The following is a 19385-nucleotide window of genomic DNA, read 5'->3' on the forward strand; positions in this document are numbered from 1 at the left end:
TTATTGACTGAGGTCATCACAGGGAATTGGGGGATGAAACGGTGCAGTTTCACCACAACGGATACATTTCAGCCGATCCACGGGTGCAGCCAGCGGCTGGCGTGGGCATAAACCGTCCCATGGAGATGCCCGATGTCATGGATGTGCTGATCGTCGGTGCCGGTCCCGCAGGCATCATCACCGCCGCCCAGCTTTCCCAGTTCCCTGATGTGCACACCCGCATCATCGACCGACGGCCCGGCCGCCTGGAAATCGGCCAGGCCGACGGGATCCAGTCACGCACGGTGGAGACGTTCCAGGCTTTCGGTTTTGCCGAGCGCATCACCGCCGAGGCCTACATCATCAAGGAAACCACCTTCTGGAACCCTGATCCGCAGAACCCGGATCAGATCATCCGCACCGACCGCACCGCCGATGATCCAACCGGCGTCAGCGAATTCCCGCACCTCGTGGTCAACCAGGCGCGCGTTATCGACTATTTCGCTGATTTCGCGGCGAACTCCCCAGCTCGCACCGTCCCGGACTACGGGTGGGACTTCAAGGAACTGGTCGTTGAAGACGGCGAAGAGTACCCGGTGAAGGTCACCCTGATCGGCTGCGGCGAGAGCAATGACGGCATTGAGCGTGTAGTGCGTGCCAAGTACGTGGTCGGTTCCGATGGGGCCAGAAGCAATGTCCGCCGCTCGATCGGCGCGAAGCTCTCCGGTGACAAGGCCAATCACGCTTGGGGCGTCATGGACACCCTGGGCCTGACCAACTTCCCGGATGTGCGCACCAAGTGCGCCATCCATTCCAAGGCTGGTTCGATCCTGCTGATTCCGCGCGAAGGCGGGCAGCTCTTCCGCCTCTACGTCGACCTGGGTGAAGTTCCGGAAGGGGATAACGGCAAGGTCCGCGAGACTCCGCTGGAAGAAATCATCGAGCGCGCCAAGGCGATTTTGAATCCCTATACCCTCGAGGTCAAGGACGTCGCGTGGCACAGCGTCTACGAAGTAGGCCACCGGCTGGCTGACCGCTTCGATGATGTGCCGGTTGAAGAGATCGGTACCCGTGAGCCGCGCGTGTTCATTACCGGCGACGCCTGCCACACCCACTCGGCCAAGGCCGGCCAAGGCATGAACGTCTCCATGCAGGACGGGTTCAACCTGGCCTGGAAGATCGGCTATGTGCTCTCGGGCCAAGCTCCGGAAAGCCTGCTGCGCACCTACTCGGACGAGCGCAAGGTGATCGCCAAGGACCTGATCGACTTCGACAAGAAGTGGTCCTCCATCATGGCTGCTACTGCGAAGGAGCTTGAAGGCCAAGAAGGCGTTGCCGAGTTCTATGTACGCACGGCCGAATTCCCTGCCGGCTTCATGACCGAGTACGCGGCATCTGCGCTGGTCGCCGGCAAGGAGCACCAGGAGCTGGCCGCCGGATTCCCCGTGGGCAAGCGCTTCCGCTCTTCGGAAGTCATGCGCTTGGCCGATGCCAACCCAACGCACCTGGGCCACCACCATCGTGCCGACGGCCGCTACCGCATCTACGTCTTTGCTGATCAGCAGCCGGTGGGAGAGTCCCAGAAAATTGCCGCCTTGTCGAGTTGGCTGCTGGAGAATGAGCGCTCGCCACTGGTTCGCTTCACGCCGAAGGGTGCCGACGCCGACGCGCTGTTCGATGTCAAGGTGGTCTACCAGCAGGACTACACCACGATGAACGTGAATGACGCGCCGAAGGTGTTCCGTCCGGACACCGGCGTGTTCGGCCTGGTGGATTACGAGAAGGTCTACACCGCATTGGACGGCTCGGACATCTTCGAGGAGCGCCAGATCTCCCGCGATGGCGCGATCGTGATCGTCCGTCCGGATATGTATGTTGCCAGCATCCTGCCATTGGATGCGGCCAACGAGCTGGCCCGTTTCTTCGAGCCGATCCTGCTGGAGCAGAACTAGTAGCGCCCTCGCTCCACACATCACCGATGGCGCCGCGAGTATCTCGCGGTGCCATCGGTTTCCCTGCGCAGGGCGTCGCGTGGAAGTGCGGAATATTCTTTGTCGCAACGTGGTTGAACCACCAAGGGACAGGACTTCGATGAAAGGTGCCACGGTGAGCCAGGAATTCAGCTTTGACCTTCAGCAGGTGGTCGATTCGGATATGGTGTGTGCCGACGGCGTGTGCTTCGTGCCGCCTACGGACCAGAGAGCTGATCGAGCAGATAGTCACGCAACACCACAGCATGATTAGCCTGCTCATTTTTTGCTCCGTAGACCAAAGTGACCACGGGATGCTGGTCCAGTACTTCCAGAAAGCCATCGACAGCGGGGTTCTGATATAGCTCGGCGCGATAGTGCTGCGCAAATTCGCCAAAGCGGTCGGCATCGTGATCCCAGCCTTTGCGAAGCCCGGTGCTCGGTGCCAAGGCCTTGGCCCAGTGATCCAGCTGAAGGGCAGCCTTGCTCTTCCCGCGCGGCCAGAGCCTGTCAACCAGGATCCTGTAGCCGTCCTCGACGCTGGGCGCGGTATACGCGCGTTTGAGAAGTATCTTCGTCATGATTCACCTGAAAGTTCCTGATTTATCCTTGCATCGCCTCCATCTGTGGGAAAGGATCGAAGTGCAGGGGCTGCCAAGCCATCATCGTCTCTCTTGGCATCTTGCCACACTGGCAATCCCTTGCAGCGGAAAATATGTACTTTTCTGTTATCAGTTGGGCAGTGAGTAGGCTAATCTGTAAATAGTTTGGTATTACTGACTGTGCCAACACAGAACTCAAGGTCGTCACGCACGAACTGTTAACAGAATTTTCTGGAGGACCCCATAATGTCGGAACATCGGCCGGTTGACCCGCACAACGAGTCTGCCTCTGAGACGACCAATATCGCTCTTCCTGCGGTGCACAAGGGTGCTGAACCTTCGGTCATCTACACCCTGAGTGAGGATGAGAAAAACGCAGTTAACGCCCTGCCAGCTGGTTCTGCGCTGCTGATTGCCCATTCCGGACCAAACAAGGGCGCACGCTTCTTGCTGGACACCGACGAGAGCATCGCAGGCCGCCATCCAAACGCCGATATCTTCCTGGACGATGTGACCGTTTCGCGTCGGCATGCCAAGTTCTCCCGAACGGACGCGAGGTTCACGCTCAGCGACATCGGATCGCTGAATGGTACCTACATCAACGGCGACCGTATCGACGAGATCCCGTTGAGCACTGGTGTTCAGGTTCAGATCGGCAAATTCCGCCTGAATTTCTACCAAAGCGTTCCGAACCTTTAAACTAGTAGAGTTCGAGGTTTTGTCCGCCGGCGTCTGGCACGCCGACATATCCATACATCCGAGGTGTAGACCCTTTGCCGATCTTTGACGCAGCCCGCAGCCCACGTCTCGAGGCTCAACGCCACGAGACCTTCCGGCAGGCCGCGCTGAATATCGGCGAGGTGCTCTCGGAACTCAAGGATGAGTTCCCACGTGTCACTGCGTCCAAGATCCGCTTCCTGGAAGACAAGGGACTGATCATCCCGCAACGTACCTCCGCTGGATATCGAAAGTACTCCGCGTCGGATGTGAGCCGCTTGCGTTTCATCCTTTCGGTTCAGCGCGACCAGTACCTGCCGTTGAAGGTCATCAAGGACCATCTCGACTCGGTGGATCGCGGTGAAGCGCCAGCAGCATTGCCTGGGGGAGCCCCGGTGGCGCCACAGGCGGTCAACGATGACATGGCTGAGGCCGTGGAGCGCAAAACCCGTTCGGTGTCCTTGGCTGAACTGCAGGGGCTGACCGGTGCCAGCGAGGAGCTCGTTGGCGAATTGATAAAGTTCGGCTTGATCGAACCGGTTGCTGGCCTGTTCGACGCCAACAGCATCAAGGTCACCAAATCGGCCGTTCAGCTGGCGGGCCATGGCGTTGAACCTCGCCACCTGCGGCAGTTCCGTACCGCAGCTGATCGCGAGTTCTCGCTGATTGAATCGATTGTCGGCAACGAACTGAAGAAGCCTGAAGTCTCCGCTCGTGCCCGCGCTGCGGAAGAGGCCCAGGAAATCTCGCGCCAGTGCCTGGAAATTCACGAGGCCCTGGTGCAACGTGCTATTTCCCAACTGGATCGCTAGGCTGAATTCGAACAGGCAACAACAACTCTAAGGGGCTAGCATGCTGGAACTGGAGTTTGCCGGAATCCGTATTCAATTGCCGGCGAATCAGCCGCTGTTGCTGCTCAAATACCCTGAGCGTAATCTCTACCTTCCGCTGTGGATAGGTGCGCCCGAAGCCTCGGCCATCGCAATGTCTGAACAAGGGCTCACTCCGCCTCGGCCGATGACCCATGATCTGCTGCTCAGCGTCATTGAAAGCATGGACGTGAAGCTTGAGCGGATCGAAATAGTCTCGGTAAACAATGCCGTGTTCGTCGCGGAGCTTGTCCTTTCCAACGGCAAACGCGTAGATTCCCGTTCCTCGGATGCCGTCGCCCTTGCCGTGCGCGCCCAGTGCCCGATCATGTGCGCCGAGCACGTCCTGGAAGAAGCTGGCGTGGCCATCGAGAATGAAACTGGCGGCGAAGAGGCACCCGAAGAGCAGTTGCGCGAATTCCGTGAATTCTTGGACAATATTGATCCAGAAGATTTTTCTTCGTAGATATCGCGCGTTTGGTTTCAGTGGAATATTGGCCTTGAATTGGGTAATTCCCCAAGCCTGCGCGACACGCCTTAAAGTTAAGCTTGAAGGTCTTTGACCATTAGTCGTTATCGCCGTACCGTCTTTGCATAGGGACATTTAAAAAGAGCTGTTTTTTGATGGTCATCACTCGCATCTGCGCGGTTCTCATTCGGTCCCTGGATACTCGTTTAGGAACGTGCTGACACGCAAGGAGCAATTGGATGGAGTCTCGCCAGACTGGGCCTCACTATGGGGTCGACGGTGGCAACAAGCAATCCAGCACCCAGGGACTGCTCTTCACCGATGACCTGCCTGAGCTGGATGAACATGCCGGCTACCGCGGTCCAATTGTGTGCAAGGCAGCCGGCATTACCTACCGCCAACTCGACTACTGGGCACGTACTGGCCTGGTAGAGCCGGCAGTGCGCGGAGCCAAGGGATCCGGCAGCCACCGCCTTTATTCATTCCGGGATATCCTCGTGCTCAAGGTTGTCAAGCGGCTGCTGGACACCGGAGTATCCCTGCAGCAGATCCGTTCGGCCGTTTTGCACCTGCGTGAACGCGGCGTTGAGGACCTTGCCCAGATCACGTTGATGAGCGATGGAGCTTCGGTCTACGAATGCACCAGCGCCGACGAGGTCATTGACCTTGTCCAGAAGGGCCAGGGCGTATTCGGCATCGCCGTAGGCCGTGTTTGGCGCGAGGTGGAAGGTTCCCTTGCCCAGCTGCCTTCAGAGAGCTCTGTGCAGCAGACCCTGCCAGAAGATGAATTGGCTGCCCGTCGAGCTGCCAAGGCGGCGCGCAACGTCGGCTAGGGCCGGCAGATAATTCAAGAGCTTAAGCAATTGACCGGATCTTCCTTGAAGGAAGATCCGGTCAATTGCTTAAGCTGCTATCCGTATCCGGGCCTAGGTGTTGTTCGGGCCTGCTGCGGACATGACTTCCTTGAGCAACGCGTCGAACTGCGCCAGCATCGGAGCAGTAGCCTTGGAAGGCCACTGGTGCACCGAGTACGCGGCACCTTGGATCTGCTGCCATTCCGGGTGTTCGGGAATCTCGGGCTTGACCATGGAGTCGCCGAACATCTGGCGCATTTCGCCCAAACGGAAGGTATGCTCCGCGGAGTCCTTGCGGACGCGGTTGGCGACAACACGTACCGGTCCCAGGGAAGGAGCGAATTCACGGCGGAAGAGTTCCAATGCGCGCTGGGTGCGCTCGGTGCCGGCCACGGAGAACAAGCTGGGTTCTGCCACTAGCACGAGCTGATCCGACGCGCTCCATGCCATGCGGGTCAAGCCGTTCAGCGATGGCGGGCAGTCGATGAGAACCAACTGGTAACCGCTGGTGCGGCTCAGAAGCTGGGAGAGGCGGCGTAGGTCGCGGGTCCGCAGATCTGGTCGATCGTAGATGCCGGTGAATGCGTCGCCAACGGCAACATCGAGCACTGGAATGCGGGTACGGGATTTCTTCTCTGCTGCCTTGGACTGCCAAGCGCTGGCGACAACCTGATCTTGCAGACGGGCGCGACGAGCGTTCTTGAGCATTTGCCCAATTGGCTGCTTCCCATTAGCCCGGACTCCAAGGCCAGTGCTGGCATCCGCATGGGGATCCAGGTCAATGACGAGAGTCGGAATGCCGGCGGCAAGTGCTGCTGAAGCCAATCCGAGTGTCACGGAGGTTTTTCCTACGCCACCCTTGAGGCTGCTGATGCTCACTACGTGCACGGACCAGACCACGCCTTTCACTGTTCGTTAGTTTAAACGTCCCACCGAATTTTTAGTCTCTCATCATCATAGTGTGCCGAGCCGTGTTTCTCCGACTTTGCAACGTCAGTTTTTGCCATTAGGCACCAGTTAGTGATTAAAACTTCAAAGATCCAATTATTTCATGTGGTCTGACCACAAGGCGAAATGTTTGGACGTTCTGGAGAATCCCCGTGTAGTGTGTTTCACAGAAGTGGCAAATGCTAGCTGCTTTTCGAGACCCGACACGCTGGGATGGCGGGCCTGCACCTGAGGGGAACAGTCCTGATTGTGCCGTTGAACCAGCGTGTACAGATTCGATGTAGGGACACTATGTTTGAAAAGATCTTGGTCGCCAACCGCGGTGAGATTGCGATTCGCGCTTTCCGCGCCGGCTACGAGCTGGGCGCAAAGACCGTTGCTGTCTACCCACATGAGGATCGCAATTCGATCCACCGTCAGAAGGCCGCAGAGGCCTACCAGATCGGCGAAGAGGGCCATCCGGTCCGCGCCTACCTGGATATCGACGAGATTATCCGCGTTGCCAAAGAAGCCGGCGCGGATGCAATCTACCCGGGCTACGGCTTCCTCTCGGAAAATCCTGACCTCGCACGAGCTGCCGAAGCAGCAGGCATCAAGTTCATCGGTCCAAAGGCGGACGTGCTTGAACTGGCCGGCAATAAGGTAGCGGCGCTGAAGGCTGCTCGCGAGGCAGGCATTCCGGTACTGGAATCCTCCGAGCCAAGCGATGATGTTGATTACCTGATTGCCGAGGCCGATCGCATCGGCTTCCCGATCTTCGTCAAGGCTGTAGCCGGCGGCGGCGGTCGCGGCATGCGCCGTGTCGACAAGCGCGAAGACCTGCCGGAGCTGATGGGCGCGGCAATGCGCGAAGCCGGCACCGCCTTCGGGGACCCCACCGTTTTCCTGGAACAAGCAGTGCTGCGTCCGCGCCACATCGAGGTGCAGATCCTCGCCGACGAGCAGGGCAACATTGTCCACCTGCATGAGCGCGACTGCTCGCTGCAGCGCCGCCACCAGAAGGTTGTCGAAATCGCTCCAGCACCGAATCTGGATGAATCGATTCGCCAGGCGCTGTTCCGGGACGCCGTGAAGTTCGCGCAGACTCTGGGCTACCAGAACGCAGGCACCGTCGAATTCCTCGTTGATACCGTGGGCGACCGCGCCGGGCAGCACGTATTCATTGAAATGAACCCGCGCATCCAGGTTGAGCACACGGTGACCGAAGAGGTTACCGACATCGACCTGGTGCAGGCGCAGATGCGCATCGCTGCTGGCGAGTCGCTGAAGGATCTGGAGATCAGCCAGGACACCATCCAGGTGCGTGGCTGGGCCTTGCAGTCCCGCATCACCACCGAAGATCCAGCCAATGGCTTCCGTCCGGATGTTGGAACCATTACCGTCTACCGCTCCGCCGGCGGCTCGGGTGTCCGTCTGGATGGCGGCACGATCTACACCGGCGCCGAGGTGTCCCCGCACTTCGACTCGATGCTGGTCAAGCTCACTTGCCGTGGCCGTGACTACCAGACGGCTGTGGCTCGCGCCCGCCGTGCGCTGGCCGAGTTCCGCGTGCGCGGTGTGGCCACCAACATCCCGTTCATCCAGAATGTGCTCAGTGATCCGCAGTTCCTGGCCGGTGATGTCGCTACCGACTTCATCGACTCCCGCCCGGATCTGCTCACCGGCAATGAATCCCAGGACCGCGGTACCAAGGCGCTGAACTTCCTGGCCCATGTCACGGTGAACCAGCCAAATGGCAGCCGTGTCGAGGGAATCGACCCGCGCAAGAAGCTTCCTGCTTTCCCGGGTGACAAGACCGACGAGCCAGAGCGTTCGCCATTCGATGGCCCCTCCAAGTCCGCCGTGCCGGCCGATGGCTGGCGCCAGAAGCTGCTGGATCTCGGTCCGGAAGGATTCGCCAAGGCCCTGCGCGAGTCGAAAGCGGTGGGCATCACCGATACCACCTTCCGCGATGCGCACCAGTCGCTGCTGGCCACCCGCGTCCGCACCCGCGACCTGCTCGCGGCAGCACCGGCCTACGCGCACAACGTCCCGCAGCTGTTCTCCATGGAAGTCTGGGGCGGTGCCACCTACGATGTGTCCCTGCGATTCCTGGGCGAAGATCCCTGGAAGCGCCTGGAGCTGCTGCGTGCGGAGCTGCCGAACATCCCGTTGCAGATGCTGCTGCGCGGCCGCAATACCGTGGGCTACACTCCATACCCAACCGAGGTCACCGACGCTTTCGTGAAGGAAGCCGCGTCCGCAGGCATCGACATCTTCCGCATCTTCGATGCGCTGAACGATGTTTCGCAGATGGCTCCGGCCATCAAGGCGGTACGCGACACCGGCACCGCAGTCGCCGAAGTGGCCCTGTGCTACACCGGCAACCTGCTGGATGCCAACGAGAAGCTGTACACCCTGGACTACTACCTGGAGCTGGCACAGCAGATCGTCGACGCTGGCGCGCATATCCTCGCAATCAAGGACATGGCCGGCCTGCTGCGCCCAGCGGCAGCAACCAAGCTGGTCACGGCCCTGCGCGAACGCTTCGATCTTCCGGTGCACCTGCACACCCACGACACCTCCGGCGGGCAGCTGGCGACGTTGATGGCTGCCATCGACGCCGGTGTGGACGCCGTCGACGTGGCCAGCGCGGCCATGGCGGGCACCACCTCGCAGCCATCGGCCTCTGCACTGGTCGCAGCGCTGGAGTTCACCGAGCGTGATCCCGGCCTGTCACTGGATGCCGTGGCGTCGCTGGAACCGTACTGGGAAGCAGTGCGCGCCATGTACAAGCCATTCGAATCCGGACTGCCAGCGCCAACCGGCCGTGTCTACCAGCACGAGATTCCGGGCGGCCAGCTTTCGAACCTGCGCCAGCAGGCCATTGCATTGGGCCTGGGCGAGCGTTTCGAAGCCATCGAGTCGATGTACGCCTCGGTCAATGACATGCTCGGCAATGTGGTCAAGGTGACTCCATCGTCCAAGGTCGTCGGCGACCTGGCCTTGCAGCTGGTGGGTTCCGGAGTCCCAGCCGCGGACTTCGAAGCGAACCCGCAGAACTACGACATCCCGGATTCGGTCATCCAGTTCCTCTCGGGCGAGCTGGGCAACCCTCCAGGCGGTTGGCCGGAACCGTTCCGCACCAAGGCGTTGCAGGGGCGCAATGTCAAGGCCCATGTCGAGGACCTCTCGGCAGAGGACCTGACAGCGCTGCAGGCGGATTCGCAGACGATTCGCGGTACCCTGAACCGGTTGCTCTTCGCTGGCCCAACCCGTGACTTCGAGAAGTCGGTGGAGAACTACGGCGATTTGTCCGTCCTGCACACCCGCGACTACCTCTACGGCCTGGTTCCCGGCTTTGAGCATGTCATTTCGCTGGGTACCGGTGTTCGATTGCTGGTCAGGCTGGTATCGGTATCGGAAGCCGATGAGAAGGGCCTGCGCACCGTCGTGGTCAACCTCAACGGCCAGTCCCGCCAGCTCAAGGTCCGCGACGAATCGGTAGAATCCACCGTGAAGTCCGCGCCGAAGGCCGATCCGAACAACAACGGCCACGTCGCTGCACCCTTCGCGGGAGCGGTGACTGTGAACGTCAAGGTCGGCGACCTGATCGAGGCCGGCCAGTCTGTGGCCACCATCGAAGCAATGAAGATGGAAGCTGGCATCACTGCCAACGCGGGTGGCGTGGTCAGCCAGGTAACCCTGAATGGCACCAGCCAGGTACAGGGTGGCGATCTGCTGCTGGTGATCGAACCCAAGTAGCATCCGCAGTACCCAGAGCACGGGGGCTCGTGACCAAGGTTGCGGGCCCCTGCGCTCTGCCAACTAATCGTGCGAACCACAAAGCAGAAGGAGCTGTGATGCGCCCAAGCAAGATGACGCCCGGGGCTGTGCCCGCCCGGCTGAGGCAGCAGGTTGCCGAGCTGGGATCCAAGGGCCAGCCGATCACGGTACTGGTCTTCACCCTCGACACGCATCTTCCGTTTTGCGAAATCGCAGAGCACCTGGCCGAACAATTCGGCGAATTGGATTGCAAGGCCCAGGTGGCCACGGCCGGACCGCAGCGCGTGCAATCGGTGATGGACGGGAAATTCACAACCACCAACGTGTTGGTGGTTGTGGGCGATACCAGTGCCGACTCGGAAGACCGGCTCATGGAATTGGTCGAATGGCTGCTGGCCAATGGCCGCAAGGACCTGGCTGGGAACCTGATCTACGCGGTGCTTGGCCACGAGCACCAGAATCACGCCACCCAGGCATTCAGCCGCGTGGTATTGCCGCGCAGCTACTATGCCCGAACACAGCAAAGCGGCCTCAAGTTGCCTTGGGCCGCCTCAGCTCGCGAATCGTGGGAGCTGGCTAATGCAGTGCTGGACTATGCTGTCGGCTTGGGCGCCGAGTAGATGCCTTCGATCACGGCCTCGTAGTCCTTGAGCACTACTGCACGCTTGATCTTCATCGAGGGAGTCAAATGACCGGTTTCCTCGGTGAAGTCAGCAGGCACAACGCGGAAGGACTTGATCGCCTCGGCCTTGGATACCGAGGTGTTGGCCTTGTCGATGACCGCCTGCACGGTTTCGAGCACCTTTGGATGGGTCGATAGCTCGTCCAGCGACAGGTTCTGGTCCATCTGGTGACGGGCCAGCCAACCTGGCAGGGCTTCTGGATCCAAGGTCACCAGGGCCGCAATGAACGAGCGGCCCTCGCCGATGACCACGCACTGGGAAACCAGCGCGTCGGCGCGGATCTGGTCCTCAAGCAGCGCAGGAACCACGTTCTTGCCGCTGGCGGTGACGATGATTTCCTTCTTGCGCCCGGTGATTCTCAGGAATCCGTCGGCGTCGAGTTCGCCGATATCCCCGGTGCGGAACCAGCCATCGGTGAAGGTCTCATCCTGTAGCTCTGGACGGTTGCGGTAGCCGCGCATCACGCAAATGCCCTTGGTGAGGATCTCTCCGTCCGCGGCGATGCGCACGGCGTTGCCCGGCAGCGGCTTGCCTACGGTGCCGATCTTGATCCGGTCCAGGGTGTTCACCGTGATCGGTGCGGTGGTTTCAGTCAGGCCGTAGCCTTCCAGAATGGTCACCCCGATGCCGTTGAAGAAGTGGCCCAGGCGCTCGCCCAGCGGACCTCCGCCGGAGACCGCATGGCGGATGTTGCCACCCATCGCGGTGCGCAGTTTCTGGTAGAGCAGGGCGTCGAAGAGCTTGTGCTTCAGGTTCAGCACCAGCGGAACCTTGCCCTCCTGCTTGGCGCGGGAGTATGCCACTGCAACGTCAACGCCGGCGTGGAAGATCTTGCCCTTGCCGCTATCTTCAGCCTTGAGCATGGCCGAGTTGTAGACCTTCTCGAAGACGCGCGGCACAGCGAGGATGAAGTTCGGCTTGAAGGACTGGAGGTCCTCGAGCAGGTGCTTGACATCGGGGGTGTGCCCGGTGCGGCAACCAGCGGCAATGTTGACTACCGAGATGAAGCGGGCGAAAACGTGAGCCAGCGGCAGGAACATGATGGTCGATGCGCCCGGGTAAACGGCGCCGGGCAAGGTAGCCACAGCGTTCTCCGCCAGCTCCACGAAGTTGCCGTGGGTCAGCTCGCAGCCCTTGGGACGGCCGGTGGTGCCCGAGGTGTAGATGATCGTGGCGATGTCATCCAATGCTGCGCCCGAACGGCGGGCTTCGAGCAACTGGTCATCGACGTTCCGGCCATCTTCGGAGAGCTGTTCCAGCCCGCCATCGAACTGCCAGACGTGATCCAGTCCGTCGAGCTGTTCCTGATGGGCGGCGCGGCGCACCACGGCTTCCTGGGCGGCGGCCTCAACGACGACGGCCTTGGCACCGGAATCGGAAACGATCCAGGCAACCTGGCTAGGGGAGGAAGTTTCATAGACGGGGACAGTGACACAGCCGGCGAACCAGATGGCGAAGTCAACCAGCGTCCACTCGTAGCGGGTCTTGGCCATCAGCGCGATGCGGTCGCCAGCTTCGATGCCATTGGCGATGAACCCCTTCGCAATGGCCCGGGCGTCGGCAGCGAACTGCGATGCCGTGACATCATTCCACGTTCCGTCGGTTCCCGGCTTTGAGAACAATGCCGGGTTGGCCGCTGAATTCGCGTGGCGTAATAGCAGATCTGTAATATTCGACTGCTGTGGCGAATGAATGCGAATTGGCGAGCTGTATTCGCGCATCTGGTCTTCAACTCCTGAAACTCTGTGGGACCCCATTAGCAATAGCGGGTAACCCGCATCACATCTTTATTACTATAGAGTAACCTACCGTGTGGTGTACTCAAAGCCGTTTTCTATACTTGAGCCCCATCATCTCCCGGATCGCGTTCAGTGGGAAGACGTTTGAGCAAGTAGGCGATTCCGAGCAGGGCGGCGAGTGCCAGTCCGAAATAGATGAACACCGGAGCTGATCGGAAAAACACCACGCACAGCAGCAACCCAAGCGGACCGCCAGCGGCGCCAACCCAGGCGAGGTTCAGCATCGGATCACCCGAACCCAGCGCGGCGGGTTCTTCTGGAACGAACTCTTCCGGGGTCTGCTCAGCAACATAGTCGCGCGGTCCGCGAACCGCGGCAGGCCCGGTGTTGAAGAGCTTCTCCAGTCTCGCCGCGCGCTCGTCGGCGCTGGGTTCGCGGGGTGCCGAGGCATCAAGCTGACGGAAATTCTCGACTAGCTCATCCCACTGCGGATCATTCTGGTTTGAAGGATGGGCATCTTCCGGATTCATGCGCGCTCCTCCTTGCGCTTCTGTTCCGTGGCGGCCAGCTGCGCGAAGAAGCGAGCGGATTCGTGGAAAATCTGCTCCGCATCGTAGTCCAGTGTGGCTACGTGCTTGGAGTGCAAGAGCATGTGGTGCTCGGCCAGGGTGCCTGAGTTCAGGCCCTCGACCAGCTCGCGCACCGACTGCTCTGAGACTACGTTGTCGACGGTGGAACGGAAGAGCTGCACCGGGGCGTTCACCAGTTCCAAGCGCCGGCGGGTCTGGGCAAAGAGCGAACGGAGTTCGGCTACGGCTGCTACCGGGGTGCGCGGGTAGGCCCCTTCATCGACACCGCGCTTGGCGATGTCATTGCTGATAGGGGCAACGCTGCGCACTACATGCTTGAGCCAAGGAGTATAGGGGGACAAGGGGGAGTCCACGACCAGGCCCGGATTGACCAGCGAAACACCGGCTACATTGCGGCGGGTCGCCAGATGCAGGGCCAGGGCGCCACCCATGGAAAGGCCAGCGGCGAATACCTGCTCGTGCGTGCGCGCGAGCCTGTCAAAAGCCGCTTCGGTAGCGTGGATCCACTGGCCATAACCTCGACCGACCATGTCCTGCCATTGCGTTCCGTGCCCGGGCAAAAGGGGAATGTCCGTGTCGAATCCGGCCTGCTCCAAGGAATCCGCCCATGGCTGCATGGAAACAGCGGAGCCGGTAAAACCGTGGATCATAAGTACTGCACATGGACGTTTGCGCTCGTCCAGCGGAGTATTGCCTGCATCAAGTTTCATCGTGAACCCTCCGGATTTCTGCCTTCACCTTCGAGCGTAGTGCACAATTGAAGGGTGCGGAGTGCGCTTCGACCAGTAAGGTCGCGGTTTCTCTTCCCGCGTAGCTGGTCAACTAGAAGAAGGAATTTTCCCGCTGTGCTGTACGACTTCCTCAAGCGTTTCGCTGTCCGGCCGCTAATACGAATTTTCTTCCGCGTCAAGATCCAGGGCATCGGCAATGTGCCTGAAACCGGTGCGGCGATCTTGGCTTCCAACCACCTGTCGGTGAGCGACTCGGTGTTCCTCCCAGCGGCGCTGGATCGTACCGTGATCTTCCTGGCCAAGGACGAGTACTTCAACGGCAAGGGCATCAAGGGCCGGATCACCGCGTGGTTCTTCCGCAATATCAACCAGCTGCCCATGGACCGTTCAGGCGGGCAGAAATCGGCTGCTTCGCTGGCCAGTGCCAAGAACGCACTGGCGCAGGGCCAGGTGCTGGGCATCTATCCGGAAGGCACCCGTTCACCGGATGGACGGTTGTACCGGGCCAAGCTCGGCGTCGCAAAGCTCGCCCTGGAAACCGGTGCCCCGGTGATACCAATTGCAATGATTGGCACCGACAAGGTCCAGCCCATCGGCCAAAGCCTGCCGCATCCGGGCCGGATCGGGATCAAGATCGGCAAGCCGCTGACCTTCGAGCACCTGAACGGCAGGTCCGCGAATCCTGAAACGCTTCGCGCTTGCGCCGACGAGATCCGCAAGGCAATCAATGTCCTGTCAGGTCAGAGCTACGTCGACATCTATGCTCCACGCAAACCAAAGAAGTAGCAGGCCGCTATGCGCAGTGTTACGGCGACTTGTTACATTCATCGCGGTCCTTTGAGCTGATGCCACGTAGAATGGGCAAGGTGAGCGAAGAAAACCGAACCCCATTGCCAGGCTCCTCCGTAGCCGGCCCCGCCACCGATCCGCAACTAGATTTGTGGCGTGAATTGCCAATTGCCCAGCAGCCGACTTGGCGTGAGCACAAGGACTATCAGTCCTCCATCAACGAATTGGGTTCGCGTCCGCCACTGGTATTTGCCGGCGAAGTCGACGTACTGCGCGAACGCTTGGCCGCAGCAGCCCAGGGCAAGGCCTTCTTGCTGCAGGGCGGCGACTGCGCCGAAACCTTTGCCGATGCAACCGCCGACAAGATCTCCTCGCGAGTTCGCACCATCTTGCAGATGGCTGTGGTGCTGACCTATGGCGCATCGATGCCGGTAATCAAGATGGGACGCATGGCTGGCCAGTTCGCCAAGCCGCGCTCCTCGAATGACGAAACCCGAGATGGTGTTACTTTGCCGGCATTCCGCGGCGACATCGTCAACGGCTTCGACTTCACACCCGATTCCCGTGCCCACGATCCGAAGCGCATGGTGCAGGCCTACAACACCTCATCGGCCACGCTGAACCTGATCCGCGCGTTCACCCAGGGCGGCTTCGCAGACCTGCGCAGCGTGCACTCGTGGAATAGCGGATTCATGGCCAACCCGGCGCACTCCGCCTACGAGCAGCTGGCCGGCGAGATCGACTCGGCCATCCGCTTCATGGATGCCTGCGGTGCAGACTTCGAGGCGCTCAAGCGCACCGAGTTCTTCGCCTCCCATGAAGCACTGCTGCTGGACTACGAGCGTGCGTTGACGCGTACCGATTCGCGGACCGGCCTGCCGTACGACACCTCCGGCCACTTCCTGTGGATCGGTGAACGAACCCGTCAGCTGGACCACGCACATGTGGACTTCCTCTCGCGCGTGCGCAACCCAATCGGCGTGAAGCTGGGCCCGAACTCGGATCCGGAAGATGTCCTCGCGCTGATCGAAAAGCTCGATCCGAACCGCGAACCAGGACGCCTGACCTTCATCACCCGCATGGGTGCGAAGAACATCCGCGAGAAGCTGCCAAACCTGATCGAAAAGGTCACGGTCTCCGGCGCCCAGGTGCTGTGGGTTACGGACCCAATGCACGGCAACACGGTCACCAGCCAGAACGGCTACAAGACCCGCAACTTCGAAGATGTCATGGACGAAGTCCGCGGCTTCTTCGAAGTGCACGACGCGCTGGGCACCTTCCCAGGCGGCCTGCATGTGGAGATGACCGGCGACGATGTGGCTGAGTGCCTCGGCGGAGCGGATCCGATCCGCGAGGAAGACTTCGACTCGCTGTACGAGTCGCTGTGCGACCCGCGCCTGAACCACCGCCAGTCCCTGGAGATGGCCTTCCTGGTCTCCTCGGCACTGCAGAGCCGCAGCCGAAACCGCTAGCAGCTAGAGAATAATCCGGTTCCCGACAGCGGGAACCGGATTATTTTTATGCCTGGGGAACGGCGCAGGCCTCAGAAGGCGTAGATGCTGATCTCGCTGCCGCGCACGGCTTGCTGGTGCAATGGAGACTGCATGCGAACGGTCTGGCTGAAACCGCCAAAGACATTGTGCGTCTTCACGGAAAAGCCGGCGGCTTCCAGTGCAGAGAGTGCTTCCTCGACGCCCATGCCGAGCACGGATGGGATCTGGACGTATTCTGGTCCTTCCGAGAGATTCACTGTCACGGTGCTGCCGTACGCAACGGTGCCCTGGGCCGGGTCCTGGACGGCGACTAGGCCTTTTTCGGTCGTCGTGGAATGGACGGATTCACCGGTTTCCAGCTTCAAGCCCATGGACTCAAGCTTTTCCTTGGCCGCATCCTTGCCAAGACCAATGACCGCAGGAACAGGAACCGGAGCATGTCCCTTGGAAACAGTGAGGGTGATGATGTTCTTCCGCGGCAATTTCTTGCCGGCGGCAGGGGAGGAACTGATAATCTCGCCCTTCGTCACCGATTCCGAGTAGGCCTCGGCTTCCTGGACATCTTCGAAACCGATTTCATCGAGCAACTTGGTGGCCTGATCCAGGGTTTTCCCGGTGAAATCCGGAACTGCAAAAAGCTGAGGGCCTTGCGAAACGATCAGATCGATTCCCTGGAACTTCATGATGTTCTCGCCGGTCCCCGGCTGCGAGTCGACCACCCTGCCGATGGCAATCTCGTCGTTGTAGGTCGTGCCTACCCGAACTGGAACACCTTGGCCATCCATTTGCGCGACTGCCTGCGATTGAAGCATGCCGGTCAATGACGGGATGCGGATGACGGTTCCGGGGCCGCGGCCGAAGAACCATCCGGCACCTGCGACCAGAGCCACGATGAGGATCCACATCACGGTGATGACGAACTTCTGCGTACCCGAGCGAGGCTGACGCAACCGGTGGGTGGGTACCTGTGCTTCCTTGCGCCACTTTCTTGCAGCCTGCTTCTGCGCACGCTTTTGGCCACGTACCGACAGCGGTGCTTCGGAATCGGCGTCATTCTCGTGGGCCGGTTCCAGATCGCGGCCGCGGGTGTACACCGACGTTGCGGCTATGCCAGAATCAGCGGCAAGATCAGTGGGACGAGGCTGGGCCAGTGTGGCTTGCGCATCGCGAAGATCCAAGACTTCGGTGGCGTCAACCGCGGCAATGACGGTTGTCTGGTCAGGATCGGCGGGGGCATCATCGATAACGTAGCTGTCCTCGTGCTGAGCAGTATTCCGCTTCAGCCATAGCTGTTCACGCTCATCTTCGCGCTCGCGTTGCATCGCATCAAGACGCTGCTGCAGCGTAGTGGGCATCTGCGCCATAGTTTGCGGGGTGAGATCTTCAATCCCGCCGAGGTCCTCGGCGCCCAGGTCCAGTTGCGCATCGTTGAGCGTTGAGCGGATCTGGATGATCTCCTCCAGCAGCAGCGAAGCATCTTGCGGGCGCTTCTCTGGATCCTTCTCGGTGCACCATCGAACCAACTCATCGAGATCTTCGGCCAATCCCGGAACCAAGTCCGAGGGCATGGGCATGGGGGAGTCCAGATGATGCTTCATTAATGCAGCGGCATTGGTCTCGGTATACGGTGCTTGTCCAGTCAGCATCTGGTAGATCATGATGCCCAGTGCGTAGATGTCGCTGCGCGAATCGGCTGGTGCCCCTGAAACTAGTTCGGGGGAGACATGGGACAGCGTGGCGACGAGCGTGGCTGACTGGGTATGGGCGCTGGCAGCACGGGCCAAGCCGAAGTCGGTAACTTTCACTTCGCCGGTATCGGAGAGCAGCACATTTGCCGGTTTCATATCCCGGTGGATGATTCCCTCGCTGTGCGCGGCGCTGAGACCGTGGCAAATTTGTTCAAGGACGCTTAGCGCCTGACGCGGAGTAAAGCGGCCGCGTTCTTCAATGACCTGTTCGAGGTTCCGTCCTCGAACATACTCCATCACGAGGTACACCAGATTATCGCTCACGTTGTGATCGCGGATGGAGACCACATTCGGATGAGTGATATTCGCAGCGATGACAGCTTCGGATTCGAATCGCTCACGCACTGTATGCTCGCTGGAGAAGTTGTCGTTCAGGATCTTCACGACAACCGCTCGATGCAGGCGCTTGTCCATGCTGCGGTAGATGCGTGACATGCCACCCAGGGCAAGCAGATGGTCCAGTCGGTATCGACCATCCAGCGTCTTGCCCAGGTTGGGGTCGGTCAGGGCCGGGCTCATTTTGCGGTCGCACCTGCCTGAACGGTGCACGCGAAGCGGGCCAGAGTCACTAACGGATCCTTTCGAACATGAATACTACTTTTAATGTACCTAGCTGAGCTGACAATTTGTCGCTTAAACTCGAAATCCGCCAGTGGTGTTTACCTCTGGCGGATTTCGTATAGCGTCTCGGGTTGCGAGAATTACCTCGAGCGCAGCTTAATTAGGAAGCGCGGCGAGCTCGTGCTGCACGACGCTTCAAGGCACGACGCTCATCTTCGCTCATGCCACCCCAGACGCCTGCATCCTGGCCGGACTCAATAGCCCACTGCAGGCAGGTTTCGGTTACTTCACATCGACGGCAGACGCTCTTGGCCTCTTCGATCTGCAACAGGGCCGGACCGGTGTTTCCCACTGGGAAAAACAGTTCCGGGTCCTTTTCCAGACACGCCGCGCGGCTACGCCAATCCATGCTTATTGATGCTCCTTGAAATCTGAGAGGGTGTGAAACACCAACGACAATCAACACACAGGCAAAAAATAACTAGGAGTGAAATGAAATCCTGGTTGCCTAGCGGTTAACATCTGGCGTCTCGAAAGGTCGGAGAAGTCCATTCGGGCACTTCGTTTAACCGACCACATAAGGTTTTCATGTAACGCGGAAGTAAACAAGAGTCACGGTAGCGAAATGTTGCTGAATGCCTGAGTGCTTTCTCACATGGCATTTGGCACTAGGATCCGCTAGTTATCAGAGGTGTGGCGCGAGCAACAGCAAAAGTCAATTGTTGCGGTTTGAGTTCCTGCAGAAGGTCAACGAAAATTGTTGATGTGAGCAACGAAAATGCAATCTCGTCCCGCCCAACCAGTGTTTTCGTGGTTGCCGCGCTTGTCCTAATTGAGGCCCTGGCTGTTCTGGCGTACGCCATCAGCTACATGTTGAA

General features: G+C 59.9%; 16 protein-coding genes. 9 read left to right on the plus strand and 7 right to left on the minus strand.

Annotated features, from left to right (window positions below):
• Positions 1 to 41 precede the first annotated feature (41 nt).
• A complete protein-coding gene (locus tag ACIOU9_RS13325) occupies positions 42 to 1931 on the plus strand; it encodes an FAD-binding monooxygenase (RefSeq protein WP_402697193.1) in 1890 nt (629 codons plus the stop codon).
• 236 nt (positions 1932 to 2167) lie between these two features.
• Here ACIOU9_RS13325 and ACIOU9_RS13330 read toward each other — a convergent pair whose 3' ends face one another.
• Positions 2168 to 2530, minus strand: a complete 363-nt coding sequence (locus ACIOU9_RS13330; protein WP_105659057.1) for a DUF488 domain-containing protein — start codon at positions 2528 to 2530, stop codon at positions 2168 to 2170.
• Between the two features lie 267 nt (positions 2531 to 2797).
• Between ACIOU9_RS13330 and ACIOU9_RS13335 the strand changes: the two genes are divergently transcribed.
• The 4 genes from ACIOU9_RS13335 (at position 2798) to ACIOU9_RS13350 (ending at position 5439) form a co-directional block, all read left to right on the plus strand.
• On the plus strand, positions 2798 to 3250 hold the full coding sequence (locus tag ACIOU9_RS13335; RefSeq protein ID WP_105659058.1) for an FHA domain-containing protein: 453 nt from the start codon (positions 2798 to 2800) through the stop codon (positions 3248 to 3250).
• A 74-nt stretch (positions 3251 to 3324) separates the two neighbouring features.
• Positions 3325 to 4080, plus strand: coding sequence for a MerR family transcriptional regulator (locus tag ACIOU9_RS13340; RefSeq protein WP_286134412.1), 756 nt, complete (start codon positions 3325 to 3327; stop codon positions 4078 to 4080).
• A gap of 40 nt (positions 4081 to 4120) precedes the next feature.
• The gene (locus ACIOU9_RS13345; protein WP_105662558.1) at positions 4121 to 4603 is read left to right on the plus strand and encodes a bifunctional nuclease family protein; all 483 of its coding nucleotides are present in this window, start codon (positions 4121 to 4123) and stop codon (positions 4601 to 4603) included.
• 242 nt (positions 4604 to 4845) lie between these two features.
• The gene (locus tag ACIOU9_RS13350; protein WP_105659060.1) at positions 4846 to 5439 is read left to right on the plus strand and encodes a MerR family transcriptional regulator; all 594 of its coding nucleotides are present in this window, start codon (positions 4846 to 4848) and stop codon (positions 5437 to 5439) included.
• Between the two features lie 93 nt (positions 5440 to 5532).
• Here ACIOU9_RS13350 and ACIOU9_RS13355 read toward each other — a convergent pair whose 3' ends face one another.
• Positions 5533 to 6348 (minus strand): ParA family protein, encoded by an 816-nt coding sequence (locus ACIOU9_RS13355; protein WP_105659072.1) that lies wholly within the window; start codon positions 6346 to 6348, stop codon positions 5533 to 5535.
• Between the two features lie 351 nt (positions 6349 to 6699).
• Between ACIOU9_RS13355 and ACIOU9_RS13360 the strand changes: the two genes are divergently transcribed.
• Both ACIOU9_RS13360 and ACIOU9_RS13365 read left to right on the plus strand, forming a co-directional pair.
• Positions 6700 to 10152, plus strand: coding sequence for a pyruvate carboxylase (locus tag ACIOU9_RS13360; RefSeq protein WP_332487295.1), 3453 nt, complete (start codon positions 6700 to 6702; stop codon positions 10150 to 10152).
• A 98-nt stretch (positions 10153 to 10250) separates the two neighbouring features.
• Positions 10251 to 10793 (plus strand): hypothetical protein, encoded by a 543-nt coding sequence (locus ACIOU9_RS13365; RefSeq protein ID WP_332487293.1) that lies wholly within the window; start codon positions 10251 to 10253, stop codon positions 10791 to 10793.
• Here ACIOU9_RS13365 and ACIOU9_RS13370 read toward each other — a convergent pair.
• From ACIOU9_RS13370 to ACIOU9_RS13380, 3 genes are all read right to left on the minus strand, one after another.
• Complete coding sequence (locus ACIOU9_RS13370; RefSeq protein ID WP_105659063.1) at positions 10766 to 12577, minus strand: long-chain fatty acid--CoA ligase; 1812 nt, start codon at positions 12575 to 12577, stop codon at positions 10766 to 10768. The two genes, ACIOU9_RS13365 and ACIOU9_RS13370, sit on opposite strands and share 28 nt — an antisense overlap.
• Before the next feature lie 113 nt (positions 12578 to 12690).
• Complete coding sequence (locus ACIOU9_RS13375) at positions 12691 to 13125, minus strand: hypothetical protein (RefSeq protein ID WP_105659064.1); 435 nt, start codon at positions 13123 to 13125, stop codon at positions 12691 to 12693.
• Positions 13122 to 13895: a carboxylesterase gene (locus ACIOU9_RS13380; protein WP_105659065.1), complete on the minus strand. Its 774-nt coding sequence runs from the start codon at positions 13893 to 13895 to the stop codon at positions 13122 to 13124. Before ACIOU9_RS13380 ends, ACIOU9_RS13375 begins: the two co-directional genes overlap by 4 nt.
• A 135-nt stretch (positions 13896 to 14030) precedes the next feature.
• On the opposite strand from ACIOU9_RS13380, the gene ACIOU9_RS13385 reads away from it, so the two are divergent.
• Positions 14031 to 14702, plus strand: coding sequence for a 1-acyl-sn-glycerol-3-phosphate acyltransferase (locus tag ACIOU9_RS13385; RefSeq protein WP_105659066.1), 672 nt, complete (start codon positions 14031 to 14033; stop codon positions 14700 to 14702).
• Between the two features lie 71 nt (positions 14703 to 14773).
• Entirely contained in the window at positions 14774 to 16177 is a 1404-nt protein-coding gene (locus ACIOU9_RS13390; protein ID WP_402697302.1) for a class II 3-deoxy-7-phosphoheptulonate synthase, read from the plus strand.
• A 71-nt stretch (positions 16178 to 16248) separates the two neighbouring features.
• Here the strand turns inward: ACIOU9_RS13390 and ACIOU9_RS13395 are convergent, their stop codons facing one another.
• Complete coding sequence (locus ACIOU9_RS13395; protein ID WP_105659068.1) at positions 16249 to 18465, minus strand: Stk1 family PASTA domain-containing Ser/Thr kinase; 2217 nt, start codon at positions 18463 to 18465, stop codon at positions 16249 to 16251.
• Positions 18466 to 18667: 202 nt separating this feature from the next.
• Positions 18668 to 18916, minus strand: a complete 249-nt coding sequence (locus ACIOU9_RS13400) for a WhiB family transcriptional regulator (RefSeq protein ID WP_013348560.1) — start codon at positions 18914 to 18916, stop codon at positions 18668 to 18670.
• Between the last annotated feature and the right edge of the window lie 469 nt (positions 18917 to 19385).

This window comes from Glutamicibacter sp. NPDC087583, from assembly GCF_044743685.1.
Taxonomy (GTDB): domain Bacteria; phylum Actinomycetota; class Actinomycetes; order Actinomycetales; family Micrococcaceae; genus Glutamicibacter.